Consider the following 17,913-nt stretch of genomic DNA (forward strand, 5'->3'; position numbering starts at 1 on the left):
TATTAAGGGTCTCCCGCTGCAGCGACCATGACTTTGCCCTCTCGATCCAAACGATCTGCACTGTACAAGTCTCATCCGGAGCTGATCCTGAACCTGGGCAGTTGCCTTGCAGTGCTCGCGATTGTTGCCATCGTCAGCTTCCTGCTGCTGCGCGAGCGCAGTAACGTCGAGCAAAGCGCCAGCCGTGCGGCGAGCAACATCGTGCAACTGATCGACAGCGACATTCAGCGCAATGTCGAACTCTACGACCTGTCATTGCGCGAACTGATCTGGGCCGTGCAACAGCCCGACCTGAATACTCTGTCTCCGGCGCTGCGGCAAAAGATGCTGTTCAATCAGGCGTTCACCATGCCGGTGCGTGGCGACATGCTGTGGTTGGATGCTCAAGGCAACGTGGTAGCCGACTCCACCAGCATTGCGCCGCGCCAGGCCAATTTCTCCGACAGCAAAATATTCCAGGCCCATCGTCAGCACGCTGATCTGGGCCTGGTGATCAGCCCGCCGTTCAAAGCCCGGCTGGGCGATCTGGACTGGTGCATCAGCTTTACCCGAAGAATCTCCGACGCCAACGGCGAGTTCGCCGGGGTGGCTGCGGGTGCGCTGCGTCTGTCCTATTTCACCGACCTGTTCAAGCGCCTGGACATCGGTAACGAAAGCAGCATCAACCTGATGAACACCGACGGCGTGTTGCTGGCACGGCAAACCAACCTCGGCGACGATGCGCTGATCGGCAACAACTACGCCGACAGCCCCAACTTCAAGCGCCTGATCGCTGCTGGCAGCGGCAGCTTTGCCAGTTTCTCCGGGCGCACCGGCAAGCCCAGGCTTTACACCTTTGCCCGCGTGGGCGACTTGCCGCTGATCGTGGTGGTGGCGCGCTCCGCCGATGAAGTCTTCGAGGCCTGGCGGCGCACAGCCTTATGGGTTGGCGGCGCAACGGGTGTGCTGTGCGTGGGCATTCTCTGGCTAACCTTGCTGCTGGGCCGCGAACTGCGCCGTCGCCACTGCGCCGAGCAAGACCTGGCAGAACTGGCTGCCACCGACAGCCTCACCGGCCTTGCCAACCGCCGCCAGCTCGATCAAGTGCTGCGCCGCGAATGGTCGCGGGCACAACGCACCCAGCGTCCGCTGGCGGTGTTGATGGTGGATGTCGACCACTTCAAAGCGTTCAACGAGCGGCATGGCCACCAGGGTGGTGACGATGCGTTGCGTCAGGTGGCGAGTGCGATCGGGCGCAGCATCCGCCGCCCGGCAGACCTGGCTGCGCGTTACGGTGGCGAGGAGTTTCTGGTGGTGTTGCCAGAAACCGAACGCCAAGGCGCACAGGTGCTGGCCGAACGCATTCGACGCAGCGTCGAAGCCCTACCGCTGTTCGGCGATGACACCGCGCCGGTCACCGTCAGTATCGGCATCGGCTGCTACATACCCAACACCCAGCAAGACCTGGCGACCTTGCTGGGCAATGCAGACGAAGCGCTTTACTGTGCCAAGCGCAATGGCCGCAACCGCGTGGAAACGGCGGTTTAAGAACGCGCGCGGGCCGTGTTGCGCAACGCTTTGACCTGATCATGATTGCGCTGCACACCGTGGTACTGACGCTCGACCAAGGCATAGACTTCACTGCCCGGCGCCAGGTTGAGCTTGGTGAGTTTCTCCAGCGCATGCTTATAGGCCTTCAAGGCGTGGTCTTCGCCGCGCTCCACCTCATTGAGCACCGCCTCTTCATCCTTGCCGGTCAGCATCGACTTGAGGTCGACCCATTTGCGGTGCAGGTCACCGCTGACACTGGTAGAGGTTTCTGGATCACCGCCCAAAGCCCGTACATGGTGTTGCAGCTCAGCAGCAGCGCTGCCGCACTCACCCGAACGTTTGAGGAAGTAGCTTTTCAGCTCGGGGTTCTTCACATCCTCAGCTGAGGTTTTGAAACCCTTCTCGCCATCTTTGCTGAATTCGATCAGATCATTGAGTACCGAAACAGCGTCTTTGTTGGGGCTGGTCATGACACTTACTCCTTTGCACGAGAAAACATGCAGGAATACGGAGCAGGGTTCGTGCCAGCCGTTTGACGAAGTATATTTTGTTTATTTTCAATGACTTAAAAATAATTGAACTATCAAAACCCGAGCGTTCTGCATGAACTGCCCTTTGGCCTTCATGCAGATTGCATGTATGTTCGGGGCATCCTTTTGAGAATCACAGCGCATGAACCCCGAGACACTTGAACTGCTGGTTACCCGTCAAATGCCCTTCGGCAAATACCAGGGCCGGCTGATTGCCGACCTGCCCGGCCACTACCTGGCCTGGTTTGCCCGTCAGGGGTTTCCCAAGGGGGAACTGGGCGGCCTGTTGGCCCTGATGCACGAGATCGACCACAACGGCCTCGGCGACCTGTTGGTGCCCCTACGCCAAAAACACAGAACCTGATCCCGCCTGTAGGAGCGGGCTTGCCCCGCGATTCGCGTTTTACCTGACACACCGCATCGCGGGGCAAGCTCGCTCCCACAGTTTATGTGTTTACCCAGGCTGCCCGCGACAATCGCCAACAGGTACAGCAAGGCATGGTTGATCGCATTGGGGATGAGCATGACAAACAGCCCGCCATGCGGTGCCTTCAGCTTGCAGCCGAAGTACATCGAAACGGAATCGCGCCCTCGGAAATTGTAGGAGCGGGCTTGCCCCGCGATTCGCGTTTTACCTGACACACCGCATCGCGGGGCAAGCCCGCTCCCACCGTTAATGTGTTTACCCAGGCTGTACGGCCAGCTCTTGTACTTCGCTGCGTTTGAGCACGGCATACACCACTGCCGTCAGCAGGCTGCCCGCGACAATCGCCAACAGGTACAGCAAGGCATGGTTGATCGCATTGGGGATGAGCATGACAAACAGCCCGCCATGCGGTGCCATCAGCTTGCAGCCGAAGTACATCGAAAGCGCCCCGGTCAATGCTCCGCCAGCAATGCTCGCCGGAATCACCCGTAGCGGATCTTTGGCAGCAAACGGAATCGCGCCCTCGGAAATGAAGCACAAGCCCAGCACAAACGCAGCTTTACCCGCCTCGCGCTCGCTCTGGGCGAACTTGCGCCGGGCGATGACACTAGCGATACCCAGGCCAATCGGCGGCACCATCCCGGCCGCCATGGTTGCGGCCATAGGCGCGTAGCTCTGCGACGCCAGCAGGCCCACCGAGAACGCATAGGCCGCCTTGTTGATCGGCCCGCCAAGGTCGACGCACATCATCCCACCCAGCAACACGCCAAGCAGAATCGCATTGGTGGTACCCATGCTGTCGAGAAAATGCGTGAGCCCGGCCAACATGCTCGCCACCGGCTGACCAACCACATAAATCATCACCAAGCCGGTGAACAAACTGGCCAGCAACGGAATGATCAAGATCGGCTTAAGCGCTTCCAGACTACTGGGCAAGCGCACCCAACGGCTGATGGCCTTGGCGCTGTAACCGGCCAGAAAGCCCGCGACGATGCCGCCAATGAACCCCGCACCGAGGGTACTGGCCAGCAAGCCCCCGATCATGCCCGGCGCCAGCCCTGGGCGGTCGGCAATTGAGTAGGCGATGTACCCGGCCAGCAGCGGCACCATGAGTTTGAACGCCGCCTCACCACCGATCTGCATCAAAGCCGCCGGCAAGGTGCCGGGCTCTTTGAACGCTTCAATGCCGAATACGAACGACAAGGCGATCAGCAAACCGCCAGCCACCACCATCGGCAACATGAACGACACGCCGGTGAGCAGGTGCTTGTACACCCCGGTTTTCTCGCCAGTGCCGGTACTGGCGGTGGTGCTTTGTGCGGCGGACTCCTCGCGCCCTTCCGCCAGCGCCTTGTTCAAGGTGGCCTGGGCCTGCTTCAGGGCGATGCCGGTGCCGCAGCGATAGATACGCTTGCCAGCAAAACGCTCGGTCGGCACTTCGATATCGGCAGCGAGCAGCACTACATCCGCTTCGGCAATGGCCGCAGGCGACAGAGGGTTACGCGCCCCCACCGAGCCCTGCGTCTCCACCGTGAGCTGGTAGCCCAATTGCTGCGCAGCCTGCTGCAAGGCTTCGGCAGCCATGAAGGTGTGTGCGACACCAGTCGGACAGGCAGTGATGGCGACGATTTTGCCACTGCGCTCAACGGGTGGCGGCTCCACCTGCACAGCAGGCTGATACACCTGAGCCTGCACCGCCGCTTGCGAGAGAAAGTGCTGAACATCGCTCAAGGCCTGGGCCGGCGTGCTCTGGAACAGGCGCTTACCGGCAAAACGCTGCAAGTCCAGAGGGCCAGTGCTGACCACCAGCACCCAATCGGCCGCTGCGATCACCGCCGCCGACAATTGCCGCTGAGGTTGCTGCGGATCATGCACTTCAACACTGGTGCTCCAGCCCAAACGCTGCGCAGCGGCCTCCAGCAAACGCGCACTGAGCACACTGGAGACCTGGCCGTTGGGGCAGGCGGTGACGATGGCAATATTCATCTGCAACCCTCTTGTTGTGCTTCGCTCAGGCGCACGTCGTGTTGCAGTTGCGCGAGCTGGGCCCGGTCGTTAATGCCAAAACCGATCTGAGTCACTGCCTGAGCGGCAATGGCGGTAGCCAGGCGCAAGGTGTGTGCGGCGGCCGCAGCCGTGAGCAAGCCGTGCACCATACCGGCCAGCAACGAGTCACCCGCACCGACGGTGCTAGCCACTTTGACCGTCGGCGGTACGGCGCTGAGCGCACGCCCTTGCTGGAACCAGGTGACCCCCTGCTCGCCCTGAGACACCACCACATGCTCCACGCCTTGGGCGATCAGTTGATTAGCAGCCGCTTGTTGCTCGGCAAACCCGTGCACGCTGCTGCCCAACACTTCGCCCAGCTCATCGGTATTGGGCTTGACCAGCCAGGGGCCGCTTTGCAGCCCGGCACGCAGGGCCTCACCGCTGCTATCCAGCGCGACCTTCAAACCCATGCCTTTGAGCTGCTCCAGCAATTGCTGCAACCACTGCGGGCTGAGGCCACGCGGCAGGCTGCCGGCCACCACCACCGCATCGTGCCCCGGCGCAACATGCGCCAGCTTGGCCAGCAGTTGCTCACAGGCCTGCTCATCCACCACCGGGCCCGGCCCGTTGATGTCGGTCACTCGGCCATCGGCTTCCACCAGTTTGATGTTGCAACGGGTTTCGCCGGGCACGCGCACAAAGCAATCGGCAAAGCCACGCCGGGCGATCAGGGCCTCGAACGGCTGCAGATTGTCGGCACCGAGAAAACCGCCAACGGTCACTTGATGGCCAAGGTCAGCCAGCACCTGCGCCACATTCAGGCCCTTTCCCGCCGCGTGGCTGTGCTGAGCCTGACTACGGTTCACCTGGCCGCTATGCAACGCATCGAGGCTGACGGTCAGGTCCAGTGCCGGGTTGAGGGTAAGGGTGAGTATCTTGGCCATTCAATCGTTCTCCACCAGCGCCCGTACCGCGCTGGCACTGCCCTGCAACAGCGCTTGCTGGGCAAGCTGCCGGGCGTGTTCATAATTCAGTTCTCGCACCTGGGCTTTGACCTCGGCAATGCTGCGCGCCGCCACGCTCAGTTCATCCACGCCCAACCCCAACAACACCGCAACCGCCTGCGGATCAGCCGCCAGCTCGCCACACACGCCCACCCATTTGCCGTGGGCATGGGCGGCGCGAACGGTCATGTCGATCAGTTGCAACACCGCCGGGTGCAGGCCATCGGCCTGGGCCGACAGGCTCGGATGACCACGGTCGATGGCCAAGGTGTACTGGGTCAGGTCGTTGGTACCAATGCTGAAGAAATCCACTTCACGCGCCAGCACCGGGGCCAGCAACGCCGCCGAAGGTACCTCGACCATAATGCCCACTTGCACATCGGTAGCGCTGATTTCTTCGCGCAGGCGCTCGACCATGGCCCGCGCCTGCTGCCACTCCTCAAGCTGGCCAACCATCGGGAACATGATGCGCAGCGGCCGATCACCCGCCGCCCGCAACAAGGCCCGCAGTTGGCTTTCCATCACCTGCGGGCGTTGCAGGGTCAGGCGAATGCCACGCACACCGAGGAACGGGTTCTCTTCCTGGGCAATCGGCCAATACGGCAGCGGCTTATCACCACCAACATCGAGGGTGCGCACCACCAACGGTCGCCCATCGAGGCCATCAAGCACCCGACGGTACTCGGCCTCTTGCAGAGCTTCGTCCGGGGCCTGTTGATGGGCCATGAAAATCAGTTCAGTGCGCAACAGGCCGACGCCTTCCGCACCGTGATCTACCACCGCCTCAATGCCTTTGCTTTCACCAATATTGGCGCACACCTCGATGGCGTGGCCGTCTCGGGTCACGGCCGGTTCCAGGCGATGAGCGCGAGCCTGCTGCAAGCGATGTTCACGGCGTTCGCGTTCCGCCAGGGCGCGCTGCAGCTCGTCGGCTGGCGGCGCGACCTGCAAGCGCCCGCGCTGGCCATCGAGCAACAACGATGTGCCCGGCTCGATCAGCAACACCGCATCGCCGGCACCGACCACCGCCGGTATGCCCAGCGCACGGGCCACGATGGCGCTATGGGCCGTAGCACCACCGCGCGCGGTGAGGATACCGGCAACGCGTGCCGGGTCGAGGCGCGCGACGTCTGACGGGCCCACCTCCTCCATCACCAACACATAAGGCTGTTCAGGCGCTGGCACGTCGGCTTCACCACACAGTTGGGCGAGCACTCGCCGACCAATGTCGCGCAAGTCGGCAGCGCGCTCGGCGAGCAAAGCATCGTGCAGCGCCTCCTGCTGCCGCGCCGCCGCGTCGATCACTGCCATCCAGGCCGCTGGCGCGCTTTCGCCCTGGCGCAGACGTTGATCGACTTCGTCGCCCAGGTCAGGGTCAGCGAGCATTTCCTGATGGGTGATGAAAATCTCGCCAATAGCCTTGGCCTGGCTGCGCTGGATCAGCGCTTCGATCTCGGCATTCACTGTTGCCAGTGCCTGCTGCAAACGCGCGCGCTCAACAGGCAGCGACTCGCCGCGCAGCGCGTAGTCGAATTCACGCTGCACCTGAACGTGCGCCGGGCCGCTGGCGATACCCGGCGCAGCAGCTACACCCTGAATGATTGCCCCGGCCACAGGGGCCTGCAGCTCAGGCATTGGCAGCAGCTCAGGGGCCGCCTCGGGCACCACCGCCAACGCCTCGATTTCTTCACCCAGGCCTTCTTCGATCGCCGCCTGCATGGCCGGCAGCGCATCGGCGGCCACACTCGGTTCGGCAATGATCTCCAGCACCTGACCACGCCGGGCACCGAGGCTAAGCAGCTTGCTCAAGCTCTTGGCGGAAACCGCCGGCTGACCGCTATCAACCACGCGCAAGCGGACTTCACCGTCGAAGGCTTTAGCCAATTGCGCCAGCACCTTGGCTGGCCGGGCATGCAAGCCGTGGGCATTGGCCAGGCCGATACGCACGCTGGGCCAGTCGGCTGGTACTTCGCCGCCCAACACCTCAAGCACCGTGCGGCTGCTGGTGGCGCGGCACAGCTCTTGGCCACGGCCTTCGATCAGTAGCGTACACAGGCGTTCAAGCAGCGCCTGATGAGCAGCGCCCAGGCTGGCCAAACAGAACACGCCGAGCAGCGGTTGATCACGGTAACGCAGCGGTTGCTGCGGGGTGACAAAGGCCAACCCCGGCTGCCGTACGGCCTGCTCGCTGTGCAGCCACCATAAGCCTTCGCCCAACGGCAGCGGTTCCACCTGTTGCAACACCCCGGCAAAACCACCGCTGACGCAGTCGGCACGCTGCAACAACCGCGCGGCGCGCCAGACCAGTTCGTCGAAGTCTTCAGCTGCAACTCCCAAGCCGATCATTTGCGCATCCAGCGCCAGCTCCTGCGGGGCACCTTGCAGCAACTTGAGCAGCGCCTCAGCGCTACTGGCCCGGCGCAACGCCTCGGCCAGATCGGTTTCGCCCAGCGCACGGGTCAGCAGTTGCAGCAAACGCAGGTGTTCGTCGGAGCGCGCGGCGATGCCGATGGCCAGGTACACGCGCTGGCCATCGCCCCAGTCCACACCTTCGGGAAACTGCAGCAAACGCACGCCAGTGGTGAACACCAGATCGCGGGTTTGCGGGGTGCCATGCGGAATGGCAATGCCCTGGCCAAGAAAGGTCGAGCCCTGTGCCTCACGGGCCTGCAGGCCCGCCAGGTAACCGTCGGCAACCAGGCCGTCATTGACCAGATGCTCGGCCAGAAGCTGCAGCGCCGCTGCCTTATCCACAGCCGACTGGCCCATGGATATCTGCTCTACAGTGAGCTCGAGCATGACCTTCTCCTTTACAGCACCAGGTGGGTACTGAGGTATTGTTGTGAAATATTCAGCACAGGGCCAGTTGCGCTTAACCCTTGGCAGGCATTGCTTGGGCAGAAAATTCGCCTGCTGAAACGTTTAACCTATAATTGTGAGCACGTTACTCGATAATCTTCGATCAATGAAGCCCCATCTTGTCGGACAATTGCGACAATGGTCGTCTGCGACTCGATCATAGAATCGGCGACAATCCCCGGTCAGGCTGTGCAAACAGCCCCGGTATAACAAGGAAATTGCGGTGAAACTCAGCGATATCGCGCGTCTGGCCGGTGTGTCCGTGACCACTGCCAGCTACGTCATCAATGGCAAGGCCGAACAGCAACGCATCAGCAACAGCACGGTGGAACGTGTGCGTGCGGTGGTGGAAGCCCATGGCTTTACCCCCAACCCACAAGCGGCCGGCTTGCGTAGCCGACACACCAAGACTCTGGGGTTCATTCTCCCCGACCTGGAAAACCCCAGCTACGCACGCATTGCCAAGCAACTGGAACAAGGTGCCCGGGCCAAGGGTTATCAACTGCTGATTGCCAGCAGCGACGACCAGCCCGACAGCGAGCGCCAGTTGCAGCAACTGTTCCGTGCCCGCCGCTGCGACGCGCTGTTCGTCGCCAGCTGCCTGCCTGCCGGTGACGACAGCTATCGCGAACTGCAAGCCAAGGGCCTGCCAGTGATTGCCATCGACCGTAGCCTGGACCCTGCGCATTTCTGCTCGGTGGTCAGCGACGACCGTAACGCCAGCCAGCAACTGACCCGCAGCCTGCTCGCCACCCAACCCGCGCACATTGCCCTGATCGGCGCCCGCCCGGAGCTGAGCGTCAGCCAGGCACGCGCCGGTGGCTTTGATGACGCCCTGCAAGGCTTTAACGGCAAAATCAGCCGTTACCAGGGCGAAGCCTTCAGCCGCGAATGCGGCCAGCGCCTGATGAACGAACTGATCGCCGAACTGGGCGGCCTGCCGGATGCGCTGGTCACCACCTCCTATGTGCTGCTGCAAGGCGTGTTCGACGTACTGCAAGCGCGCCCGGAAGACTCGCGCAGCCTGCAACTGGGCACCTTCGGCGACAACCAACTGCTCGACTTCCTGCCACTGCCGGTCAACGCCATGGCTCAGCAACATGGCGTGATGGCCGAAATTGCCCTCAAGCTGGCCCTGGCCGCCGTTGAAGAAAAACACTACGAACCAGGCGTGCACGCCGTAAGCCGAACCTTCAAACAGCGCATCATCAAGGCCTGACCATGCGCCTGATCGACACCCACACCCATCTGGATTTTCCGGATTTCGACCCTGATCGTACGGCCCTGCTGGCCAACGCCAGGGCTGCGGGTGTCGAGCGCATGGTGGTGCTGGGCGTGTACCAGAGCAACTGGCAGCGGGTGTGGGAGTTGGTACAAAGCGACCCACAGCTGTACGCCGCCTTCGGCCTGCACCCGGTGTACATCGACCAGCACCAGCCGCAGCACCTGCAAGCACTAGGCGACTGGCTGAGCCGCCTGCAGGGCCATCGGCAACTGTGCGCGGTGGGCGAATTCGGCCTGGACTACTACCTGCCGGAACTCGACCGCGAACGCCAGCAGCAGTGTTTCGAAGCCCAGTTGCAACTGGCCGTCGATTTCAACCTGCCGGCCCTGCTTCACGTGCGCCGCAGCCATGCTGCCGTGATTGCCACCCTCAAACGCTTCAAACTGCCACGCGGCGGCATCATCCATGCCTTCGCTGGCAGCGTTGAAGAAGCGCGTGAGTATCACAAGCTCGGCTTCAAACTTGGCCTTGGCGGCGCCGCCACCTGGCCTCAGGCCTTGCGCTTGCACAAAGTGCTGCCGCAACTGCCGCTGGACAGTGTGGTGCTGGAAACCGATGCGCCCGACATGGCCCCAGTGATGTATGCCGGGCAACGCAACAGCCCAGAGCATTTGCCGCAGATTGCGACGGCGCTGGCAGCGATTATCGGGATTGAGGTGGAGCAGCTGGCTGAAGCCAGTACACGCAATACCTGCGAGCTATTCGGCTGGTAACGCTCGGTGGGAGCGGGCTTGCCCCGCGAAGCGATCTGTCTGACAAACCGCTATCGCGGGGCAAGCCCGCTCCTACTGCTGCAGAATAAACGTCGCCATAGCCTTCAAGTCTTCCTGACTCAACTGAGCAAACGGCGGCATCGGCACATTCCCCCACTTCCCCGAACCGCCCTGCGCGATACTCGACGTCACCTTGGCCACTGCCTGCGGATCATTGGCGTACTTGGCCGCCACCTCGTGATACGCCGGCCCTACCACTTTGTGGTCAACGGCATGACACGACAGGCAGGCATTGTTCTGCAGCAAGGCCATGCCATCCATTGGCTTATCTGGCGCCGGCTTCGACGGGAACGAAGCCGCCTGCACATCGGCATCGCTGGCCTTGGCACTGCCATAAGTCGCCGCCAGGTAGGCGCCAATAACGCTCACGTCCTGATCGCTGATCGGCGCGCCATACACCTTCTGCATCTTGCCCGCTTCGCCGGTCCACTGCGCCAGGCTCATGCCCGGCGGCTGGTAGTTGATGTAATCGGCAGAATGGCAGGTGGAGCATTTTTGCTGGGCCAAGGCGTAACCCGGCAATTCACTGGCCTTCAATACTGCAGTTTCAGGCGGCAAGGTGATCGACAGCGGCGCGGCCTCTACTACTGCAATTCCGAACAACTGAGCGGCGCACAGCCACGTAGTCAAACGTTTCATGCGGGCCTCCTCAGGCGACGGTGACGTGGGTGGTTTCGACCACATGGCGGCGATAGCCGCCGGGGTTCCAGTCGGCCTTCAGCGACTGTGTTTCGCCCGCCTGATTAGTGGCCCGCACCATCAGTTGGGTAGCGCCTTTCGCGTCAAAGGTGAGCGGTAACGTCCACTCACGGAACGAGAAGCGCCCAAGGTCCTCACCCAGCGTGGCCTCACGCCAACGCCGCCCGCCATCAACCGACACCTCCACCTTGTTAACGCCCGCGCCACCATCGAAGGCAATGCCCTTGAGCATCACGCTTTGGTTACGTGGCAACACGTCACCGTGTTTGACGCTGGTGATAAAACTACGCACCGGTAACTTGGAAATCGGCCGGGTTTTCGCTGCCGTAGTGCCGGGTGCGATACAGAAACAATCGTTGTCGGGAATCTGGTACCCCTTGGCCATGAAGAAGCCTTGGTAGGTGTGGTCCAGCACTTCGATCTCGCTCAGGTGCTTGACCCAATAGGTGCCGAAATAACCCGGCACCACCAAACGGATCGGGTACCCATTGAGAAATGGCAGGTCGGTACCGTTCATGGCCCAGGCGATCATCGGCTCGCCGTTCATGGCATGGCTGATGTCCAGGGCCTTGATGAACTCGGGCGTACTTGCCAGCACGGGTTTGTCGAGGCCACGGAACGTTACTTGCTGAGCTGCAGGGCTGACCCCGGCTTTTTCCAGCACCGCCTTGAGCGGTACCCCCACCCAGCGTGCATTGCCCATTGAGCCATGGCCCAACTGCGCGCCGAACACCCGCGGTATCGAAAAGCCACGGCTGTTGCCGGAACACTGGTTGACGGCCACCACCTCGACGGGTTCGGCGAGGGCCTTGAGTTCTGCCAGCGACAGCGACAGCGGTGTATTGACCACGCCTTTGACCGTCAGGCGGTAGCTGTCTGGGTCGATGCTGGTAGGAAAGTTAGCCAGGTGGTAGCGGACAAAAAATGCGTCATTGGCCGTGATTGGCCCTTCATTGAACACCGAGAACGGTGTTTCCAGGTGCGGCGGGCGGGTGGTCACCAAGGTCAGCGGGCGCTTCTGAGGGTATTGCACCAGTGGCCGCGGGCCTGCTGCGAAGGTGACTTCTTCGGCATTTTCTTCGGCCAGGCTTGCCAACGGCGAGGCTACAACGGCCAGGGTGAACGCATCACGCAGAACACGCCGGCGGCTTAGGTTGCTGTTGGCGATAAACCTGAACTTCATGACACGCTCCCTGCAATAACGTCTGAGCTTTTCAGTATCGTCACCTGCAGGTTTGCTTTGCTTCGCATTGAGCGTCAGCGCCATAGCAATTGATGACACGGGTAGGAGCGGGCTTGCCCCGCGATGCGATCTGACTGACAAACCGCTATCGCGGGGCAAGCCCGCTCCTACAGAGATTGTCGTACTTTCCTGATTCCATGTAGTCCATTTCCCAAGCATACTTTTGCCGCCTTCAAGGCATTGCAGTGTTCCCGCTTGGGTTCTAGTCTCGGCCTGTTGTTGCCAATTGCAACGACCGGTTTTGACAGGCCGATACACCGTGAGCATGTGCAGCTTTAATGGCGATTGTACGTGGGGCACCTTCGTGTGCGCCGAGTTCTCCGGTGTTCGGTCTGTCAACCCGCGTACAGTTGCCACCCATTTGTTTGACAGCAGATTTGTGGCGACTCCACTCACCGGGAGACATCATGCTAAAAATCGTCCCAGATCCACCTCAAAACACTTACCACACCCTCGAAGACATCCTCGTCCAGATCTCCGAATACCTCGTGTGCGCAATGACTGTGGCGCATCAAACCGTCCTGCTCCATTCCAGCGCCTCTGGCCAAACATTGAGCCTGACCACCCTGCACGAAATCGACAACGCCCACCGCCTGGTTGAACTGGCGTTGAGCAAGGTTCAATTACAGCACTGAGTTTGAGCGCCAGCCTTGCTGCCGCGAGGCTGGCGGCTTAGTGCCTGCCAGGAGCGCAACGGATGAGCGAAGAAGGCTTTAAAACCACTGGCGTCGGCGTGTTCGGTGAAGGCGAAAACGGAACCCGTGCCGAACGCCTGTTCCGGGTAGAGCCCGGGCACGATGCGCCGTTTGCCCTAGAGCAAGCAGCGCTGCTGATGGGGTGCGTAAGCAAACTGACTCAAGACATGTTGTTTGAGCAGGATGAGACGATGGTCTTGGCCGCTCATTACCTGAGCGGCATGGCCAAAGCGCTGGTTGAAGATGTAGCGCATAGCATGATGCAAGCGCCTTAGAACCAGCCGCTGTCGTCTTCCAACTCTGCTTTGCACTGCTTGAGCTGCGCACCGTAGACCTTCGACTGCTGCTCGACCTTACGCGCCACCTGCATCAGCCAAGGTTTGCTGCGGTAAGAGCCCCGACTAAAACCACCTCGCCCCTCGTGGTAAGCCAGGTATTGGTTGTACGTGTCCCACTTGGAGATCCCCAGTTGCCTCTGGGTACCGGCGGTGTACCAGCCGATGAACATGATCGCGTCATCAAAGTTGTCACGCGAGCCGCCATTGCCAGCATCCTTGTACTCGCCCCAGACCGGGTCTTGCGCCTGTGCATAACCATAGGCCGAACTAACCCGGCCCCAGGGAATAACCCACAGCAAGTAATCGCGCGGTGGCAGCGCATCGTGCACGAAACTGCTTTCCTGTTTCATGATCGCCATTGCCACATTTTGTGGTGTGCCGTACTTCTGCTGCATCTCCAACGAATCTTCATACCAATCGGGGTATTCGCGGAAGATGTTGCAAAGATTGTTCTGATCCCTCGGCGGAGCGGTCGCGCAGCCCGCCATCATCACCAGCATTAGTATCAGCGCCCAGACTGGCCCTTGTTTCATCCATCGCCCCAGCAAAAAATGAGGGCTTATTCTGCCCTTCGAATAACCCGCAAAGCCTGACTCGAAGCAGCTTGCGGTGAAAACCCGCGATGGTGTCAGATTTTCATAGCCCCCGCCTACATGAAAAATGCAACCACAACCTCAGTGGGAGCGGGCTTGCCCCGCGATCCGATGTACCTGACACACCACTATCGCGGGTAGTTTCGTTCAGGCTGTCCAGCCCTAAACAAGCCTGGTGGTTTTCCGCATCCTTGATGTCTGATTTTTCCCATCTACCAGCGGCTTTTCACAATGCCTTTGCAAAATATATCGCGTCGTTCAAGCCGATCTATATGTTGATGCTTGCTGATCTCGTAGACCCGATTGAAAACCGCACGATCCAGCCCTGGGTAGTTAACCAAAGTAGCCTCAACCAGTGCATCGTAGTCAGCTTCGGTAATGTAGCGGTAGATTTCGCGGTAATAGAAAAAACCGAGTTGGAAGCCTAGCGTTTCGCTGAAGTAGGCCGTCGGCGTATTAAATCCGTTTTCGAGATCGATGGCTTGCGCCAAACCCTGCCCCTGCTCAGGCAGCATGACGTTCGCAGCCCAGAGGTCCATATGCGTCACACCTTGGTGATGCAACGAATGCAGCAATTCGAAAGCAGCTCCGATGACTCGGAGAGTGGCCTGTGGATCACGCCTGATAAGCGTCAGACCATCGACATGCCCCACTAGCAGGCGAGAAATAAAAAAGACGCCATCCACTAAACCCAAGTTCGAGCGTGTGTAGCCATAACCAGCCACACCGGGCACTCGTGCACCGCGCTTGTGAGCTTCAAAGGTATTGGTCAGTTCTTCTACCGTCCAATCGTACATGCCGTTGCGCTTGCGGTTGCCCCGTTGTATACGCCATTTTTTTTTCAGCGAATCCAACTGCTCGCGCTTGATGAATAGAGCGCTGCGGGAGCAATCAAGTGGAGCGCTAACGCGCTTGGCTACCAGAGGTCGTTCGATCAGTTGCACAAGAGCTTGCCGGGTGTGGCTGGAAGGCTCTGCCTGCAGATGCAATGTTGCTCGCTGATGCTTGAGGATGTAGGGGAAATCCTTGGACCATTTACTTTGCTTACCTAGCACAAAACCCTCAATTTGATATCAAAATGCCACCTTACATGAAAATAAATTTATCATATTTCTTCATGAATTTTTAACACTCTGTTACGCCGAGGATTGGCCTGAAGCTCAGTGGCCTCACATTTGGGATCTGACAGGCCCGCTCCCGTGTCTGACCTTAATCATTCAGACGCAACTGGAAACTGTCACGCCCAACAACACAATTGGCACTCACACACCAAAACCAACAGCCCCACACGCCCATAATCCCAAAACAAAAACGCATTTCGCAGGCCGCTACCCACAGGAGGCCCGGCGTGCTGGCATTCATATTGCGCCTGACGGCCCTGTACATCCTGCCATTTGCACTGTTGTTTATCCTCAGCGCAAAGCCGGGGGTCAACCCAGCCTGGGATTTCGCCAACGCTGCCGGCTTCTTCTCCGGCCTGCTGCTGGTGTCACTCTTCCTCTACAGCGGCCGCCCACAAGCTCGCCCCTACTACGACGGCAAGTTCTTCATGAACTTGCACCGAGACCTGGGCTTCGCTGCCACGCTACTGCTGGCCGTGCACATCGGCGTGCTACTGGTGAGCGAACCACTGGTCATCAATTACCTCAAGCCCTCAGCCACATGGCCCATGCTCAGCGGCACGCTGGCGACACTGCTATTGATTTTCCTGGTGCCCACCAGCCTACCCAGCGTCCGGCAGAAAATATGGCGCAATCATCAGCAATTCAAAACCTGGCATTACGGCCTGTGCGCGCTAATGCTGATACTGATGTCTGTGCATATGATCAGCGCTGGCTTCTATACCGCAGAGCCGTGGAAAGCGCTTTTATGGACGGCGATTACCGCAGCCGCAATCTTTAAGCCGCTGCTGCCCCGCCCCTCACTGGCGCGAGGTAACGGATCGAGGCGGCGAAACACTGCCATCTTTGCCAGCCGCCTGAGTATGGGTGTCATGCTGTTCGTACTGGCCTTGGCGATTGGTTTCTCGCTGCTTGCCAATAGCGACTTACCGCTATGAAGCGGGCGCCGCTGCTGTGGTGGCTAATTCCAGCAGTTGCGCTTGGGTATGCGCTGTTTGCTGGCCACGCAGCGCTGGTTCGGGAGCGTCCCCTCCTCCCGCTCAATTTCAATCATCAGGTGCATGGCAAGGTTAACTGCCTGACCTGCCACCATGACTATGCCGATCACTCGCCCTCTCCACCTTCAGGTGAGCGCACTTGCCTGTTGTGCCATAAAAAGACACCGGGGCTGGCGGTGCGGATTGAGCAGGATTTCCATGCGTTGTGTCGTGATTGTCATTTGAAGAAGGTGCAGGTGATACATGCTGCGGGGCCGGTTCGGGAGTGTAAGGGGTGTCATGTGGTGCCGGCTTTGAGCGGGGTGGAGTGAACTGGGTTGAATGTAGCTGAAACGGGGAGTTACTTTCCATTAAGGCGTCGTCCTACGAGCTATAGGGACGATGCCTACATACGGAAATCCACCTATGTGGCTAGCCTGCCTACTTCAACTACAAGGAGTAGCGCCTATGGCCAGTCACGGCTACATGACCCTCACCGGTAAGCAGCAAGGTTTGATTTCCGCTGGTTGTTCAACCCCCGACTTCATTGACAGCAAATGTCAGGGCGAGCATGCCGATGGAACCATGAAGCATTCGATACAGCTTTGGTGAGCAGGCTTATATAGAGAGCCAAGTATGATCCTGCCGCTATACATCAGTGTTTCACTTCTAGCAATTGCAGTGGCTTTCCAGGTGGCGAACCATCGCGAAAAAGCCCTGACTTGCGGCAGACCAGTCTGGAAGGAATTCAAAGTGCTACGCCGAGCCACCACCCACATTCAGCAGGAGGGTGGTCATCAATAGCTTTCATTGCCGAGCTTATGCACTGCGCTGACAGTCGAACACGGTAAGTCCTAGGACGAATGACTCGATGGCTTCGATAGTCTGGGTCCGCTCGCCATGCAGCAGCCTTGCAGCGGCATTCGCAATCGAGAGCTCGCCTTGAAGAGCGGCATCCACAAGTTGCAGGCCAGCCTCCTTGATGTCATCCGTGAGTGCCAAGTTGCTCCAAGCCTCCCTCGCTTCGTCGAGAGTCTCGAAGATCGCCCGATAGATGCGTTCCTCCTCGGGCATCCTGGTTCCCTTGCTGCTCCAATACGCGCCCCAAAACGTTGAGTGCCGTTGTATCAGTCTTCCCTCTGAATTGCCCGTCAAGCAGGGCTCTGAGGTTCGGGACGAGCAAATTGAGCAGATCCAGGCATTGCGCTAGATATGCGGTGTAACTCTTAGCAGCCAATTCCGCGTTGAGAATGGCCAGCCACGCACGATTGCGGGCAACCTGTTCGGGCGCAGGAACGTTCGCCCTGGGCATGCGTTTGCAAGCAAGCGGGTAGCCACCAATTGTGGACGGGACGATGCTCCCGTCAGCTCCGAGCGCGTTGCTGGAGACAATATCTGCTGCAGGTGTCAGCGCCATCAAGGTCTCACAAGTCTGATACACCTCGTGATTAAGGTCGGTTTGCACGGAGGTTGCTACATACCAGAAGTCTGAGCGAACCTCTTTACCTTCCTCGCATGGGCTAAGACACGGCGCCTCAGCCCATGCGACATGGTCGGAGAAGCGCTGGAACAACACCTCTTGCCCTACTGCATCGACCCAACTGATCGCCAGCGCCCTGTCGACCCTTGCTGTGACTCTTAGTAGCGAAACTACGGCTTGGAAGTCCGCGTCGACAAGCGGGGGAGAAAGTGTGGCCAGCTCCCTCAAGTACGAAGCTGGGATGACTTGGCCGAGTAGCGAAGCCATGAGCCGGGTCAAGTCCCCCATGCTGCTCCCCACCTGAAGCGTGCGGCGCAGATCGCTTGGAGCTAACCGAGCCAAAAAAGCGAGCGGTCAAACCTGAAGCGAT

The 17,913-nt window shown here is 59.9% G+C and carries 18 protein-coding genes and 1 pseudogene; 9 read left to right on the forward strand and 10 right to left on the reverse strand.

Annotated features, from left to right (window positions below; all coding sequences use genetic code 11):
* The first annotated feature begins 33 nt into the window (after positions 1 to 33).
* Positions 34 to 1,527, forward strand: coding sequence for a sensor domain-containing diguanylate cyclase (locus tag E1573_RS19875; protein WP_133216325.1), 1,494 nt, complete (start codon positions 34 to 36; stop codon positions 1,525 to 1,527).
* On the opposite strand, the gene E1573_RS19880 is transcribed toward E1573_RS19875, so the two are convergent.
* Positions 1,524 to 2,000, reverse strand: coding sequence for a PA2169 family four-helix-bundle protein (locus E1573_RS19880; protein WP_133216276.1), 477 nt, complete (start codon positions 1,998 to 2,000; stop codon positions 1,524 to 1,526). The two genes, E1573_RS19875 and E1573_RS19880, sit on opposite strands and share 4 nt — an antisense overlap.
* Positions 2,001 to 2,202: 202 nt before the next feature.
* Between E1573_RS19880 and E1573_RS19885 the strand changes: the two genes are divergently transcribed.
* The gene (locus tag E1573_RS19885; protein WP_133216277.1) at positions 2,203 to 2,424 is read left to right on the forward strand and encodes a DUF3820 family protein; all 222 of its coding nucleotides are present in this window, start codon (positions 2,203 to 2,205) and stop codon (positions 2,422 to 2,424) included.
* A 95-nt stretch (positions 2,425 to 2,519) separates the two neighbouring features.
* Here the strand turns inward: E1573_RS19885 and E1573_RS27045 are convergent.
* The 4 genes and pseudogenes from E1573_RS27045 to ptsP form a co-directional block, all read right to left on the reverse strand.
* Positions 2,520 to 2,636 (reverse strand): annotated as a pseudogene (locus E1573_RS27045) (hypothetical protein); the annotation flags it as partial.
* 106 nt (positions 2,637 to 2,742) lie between these two features.
* A complete protein-coding gene (locus E1573_RS19890) occupies positions 2,743 to 4,473 on the reverse strand; it encodes a PTS fructose-like transporter subunit IIB (protein ID WP_133216278.1) in 1,731 nt (576 codons plus the stop codon).
* Positions 4,470 to 5,420, reverse strand: a complete 951-nt coding sequence (gene pfkB, locus E1573_RS19895) for a 1-phosphofructokinase (RefSeq protein ID WP_133216279.1) — start codon at positions 5,418 to 5,420, stop codon at positions 4,470 to 4,472. Before pfkB ends, E1573_RS19890 begins: the two co-directional genes overlap by 4 nt.
* Positions 5,421 to 8,279, reverse strand: a complete 2,859-nt coding sequence (ptsP, locus tag E1573_RS19900) for a phosphoenolpyruvate--protein phosphotransferase (protein WP_133216280.1) — start codon at positions 8,277 to 8,279, stop codon at positions 5,421 to 5,423.
* 283 nt (positions 8,280 to 8,562) lie between these two features.
* Between ptsP and cra the strand changes: the two genes are divergently transcribed.
* Together cra and E1573_RS19910 are read left to right on the forward strand one after the other, a co-directional pair.
* Positions 8,563 to 9,558 (forward strand): catabolite repressor/activator, encoded by a 996-nt coding sequence (cra, locus tag E1573_RS19905; RefSeq protein WP_133216281.1) that lies wholly within the window; start codon positions 8,563 to 8,565, stop codon positions 9,556 to 9,558.
* Positions 9,559 to 9,560: 2 nt separating this feature from the next.
* A complete protein-coding gene (locus E1573_RS19910) occupies positions 9,561 to 10,337 on the forward strand; it encodes a TatD family hydrolase (RefSeq protein ID WP_133216282.1) in 777 nt (258 codons plus the stop codon).
* A 72-nt stretch (positions 10,338 to 10,409) separates the two neighbouring features.
* On the opposite strand, the gene E1573_RS19915 is transcribed toward E1573_RS19910, so the two are convergent.
* Together E1573_RS19915 and E1573_RS19920 are read right to left on the reverse strand one after the other, a co-directional pair.
* Positions 10,410 to 11,036: a c-type cytochrome gene (locus E1573_RS19915; protein WP_133216283.1), complete on the reverse strand. Its 627-nt coding sequence runs from the start codon at positions 11,034 to 11,036 to the stop codon at positions 10,410 to 10,412.
* A gap of 10 nt (positions 11,037 to 11,046) precedes the next feature.
* Complete coding sequence (locus E1573_RS19920) at positions 11,047 to 12,279, reverse strand: molybdopterin-dependent oxidoreductase (RefSeq protein WP_133216284.1); 1,233 nt, start codon at positions 12,277 to 12,279, stop codon at positions 11,047 to 11,049.
* Positions 12,280 to 12,746: 467 nt separating this feature from the next.
* On the opposite strand from E1573_RS19920, the gene E1573_RS19925 reads away from it, so the two are divergent.
* Both E1573_RS19925 and E1573_RS19930 read left to right on the forward strand, forming a co-directional pair.
* Entirely contained in the window at positions 12,747 to 12,974 is a 228-nt protein-coding gene (locus E1573_RS19925) for a hypothetical protein (protein ID WP_133216285.1), read from the forward strand.
* A 62-nt stretch (positions 12,975 to 13,036) separates the two neighbouring features.
* Positions 13,037 to 13,309 carry a DUF3077 domain-containing protein gene (locus tag E1573_RS19930; RefSeq protein ID WP_133216286.1) on the forward strand — a complete coding sequence of 91 codons (273 nt, stop codon included), beginning with the start codon at positions 13,037 to 13,039 and terminating at the stop codon, positions 13,307 to 13,309.
* Here the strand turns inward: E1573_RS19930 and E1573_RS19935 are convergent.
* A complete protein-coding gene (locus E1573_RS19935) occupies positions 13,306 to 13,905 on the reverse strand; it encodes a hypothetical protein (protein WP_133216287.1) in 600 nt (199 codons plus the stop codon). The two genes, E1573_RS19930 and E1573_RS19935, sit on opposite strands and share 4 nt — an antisense overlap.
* 272 nt (positions 13,906 to 14,177) lie before the next feature.
* Positions 14,178 to 15,020 (reverse strand): hypothetical protein, encoded by an 843-nt coding sequence (locus E1573_RS19940; protein ID WP_133216288.1) that lies wholly within the window; start codon positions 15,018 to 15,020, stop codon positions 14,178 to 14,180.
* Between the two features lie 293 nt (positions 15,021 to 15,313).
* On the opposite strand from E1573_RS19940, the gene E1573_RS19945 reads away from it, so the two are divergent.
* The 3 genes from E1573_RS19945 (at position 15,314) to E1573_RS19955 (ending at position 16,675) form a co-directional block, all read left to right on the forward strand.
* Positions 15,314 to 16,024: a ferric reductase-like transmembrane domain-containing protein gene (locus tag E1573_RS19945; protein WP_133216289.1), complete on the forward strand. Its 711-nt coding sequence runs from the start codon at positions 15,314 to 15,316 to the stop codon at positions 16,022 to 16,024.
* Positions 16,021 to 16,395 (forward strand): cytochrome c3 family protein, encoded by a 375-nt coding sequence (locus tag E1573_RS19950; protein WP_133216290.1) that lies wholly within the window; start codon positions 16,021 to 16,023, stop codon positions 16,393 to 16,395. Before E1573_RS19945 ends, E1573_RS19950 begins: the two co-directional genes overlap by 4 nt.
* 136 nt (positions 16,396 to 16,531) lie before the next feature.
* Positions 16,532 to 16,675, forward strand: coding sequence for a hypothetical protein (locus E1573_RS19955; protein ID WP_371925197.1), 144 nt, complete (start codon positions 16,532 to 16,534; stop codon positions 16,673 to 16,675).
* Positions 16,676 to 16,882: 207 nt separating this feature from the next.
* Here the strand turns inward: E1573_RS19955 and E1573_RS19960 are convergent, their stop codons facing one another.
* The gene (locus tag E1573_RS19960; RefSeq protein ID WP_133216291.1) at positions 16,883 to 17,137 is read right to left on the reverse strand and encodes a hypothetical protein; all 255 of its coding nucleotides are present in this window, start codon (positions 17,135 to 17,137) and stop codon (positions 16,883 to 16,885) included.
* Positions 17,138 to 17,913: the final 776 nt, after the last annotated feature.

The sequence above is a fragment of the Pseudomonas sp. H9 genome, from assembly GCF_004353925.1.
In the GTDB taxonomy this organism is placed as follows: domain Bacteria; phylum Pseudomonadota; class Gammaproteobacteria; order Pseudomonadales; family Pseudomonadaceae; genus Aquipseudomonas.

What these genes read in the sequence shown, in the direction of transcription:
- E1573_RS19890 (WP_133216278.1), bottom strand. Translation starts at nt 4,473, where the DNA reads ATGAATATTGCCATCGTCACCGCCTGCCCCAACGGCCAGGTCTCCAGT.
- E1573_RS19910 (WP_133216282.1), top strand. Translation starts at nt 9,561, where the DNA reads ATGCGCCTGATCGACACCCACACCCATCTGGATTTTCCGGATTTCGAC.
- E1573_RS19935 (WP_133216287.1), bottom strand. Translation starts at nt 13,905, where the DNA reads ATGAAACAAGGGCCAGTCTGGGCGCTGATACTAATGCTGGTGATGATG.
- E1573_RS19950 (WP_133216290.1), top strand. Translation starts at nt 16,021, where the DNA reads ATGAAGCGGGCGCCGCTGCTGTGGTGGCTAATTCCAGCAGTTGCGCTT.
- E1573_RS19920 (WP_133216284.1), bottom strand. Translation starts at nt 12,279, where the DNA reads ATGAAGTTCAGGTTTATCGCCAACAGCAACCTAAGCCGCCGGCGTGTT.
- E1573_RS19885 (WP_133216277.1), top strand. Translation starts at nt 2,203, where the DNA reads ATGAACCCCGAGACACTTGAACTGCTGGTTACCCGTCAAATGCCCTTC.
- E1573_RS19880 (WP_133216276.1), bottom strand. Translation starts at nt 2,000, where the DNA reads ATGACCAGCCCCAACAAAGACGCTGTTTCGGTACTCAATGATCTGATC.
- pfkB (WP_133216279.1), bottom strand. Translation starts at nt 5,420, where the DNA reads ATGGCCAAGATACTCACCCTTACCCTCAACCCGGCACTGGACCTGACC.
- E1573_RS19930 (WP_133216286.1), top strand. Translation starts at nt 13,037, where the DNA reads ATGAGCGAAGAAGGCTTTAAAACCACTGGCGTCGGCGTGTTCGGTGAA.
- E1573_RS19960 (WP_133216291.1), bottom strand. Translation starts at nt 17,137, where the DNA reads ATGCCCGAGGAGGAACGCATCTATCGGGCGATCTTCGAGACTCTCGAC.
- E1573_RS19955 (WP_371925197.1), top strand. Translation starts at nt 16,532, where the DNA reads ATGGCCAGTCACGGCTACATGACCCTCACCGGTAAGCAGCAAGGTTTG.
- E1573_RS19925 (WP_133216285.1), top strand. Translation starts at nt 12,747, where the DNA reads ATGCTAAAAATCGTCCCAGATCCACCTCAAAACACTTACCACACCCTC.
- E1573_RS19915 (WP_133216283.1), bottom strand. Translation starts at nt 11,036, where the DNA reads ATGAAACGTTTGACTACGTGGCTGTGCGCCGCTCAGTTGTTCGGAATT.
- ptsP (WP_133216280.1), bottom strand. Translation starts at nt 8,279, where the DNA reads ATGCTCGAGCTCACTGTAGAGCAGATATCCATGGGCCAGTCGGCTGTG.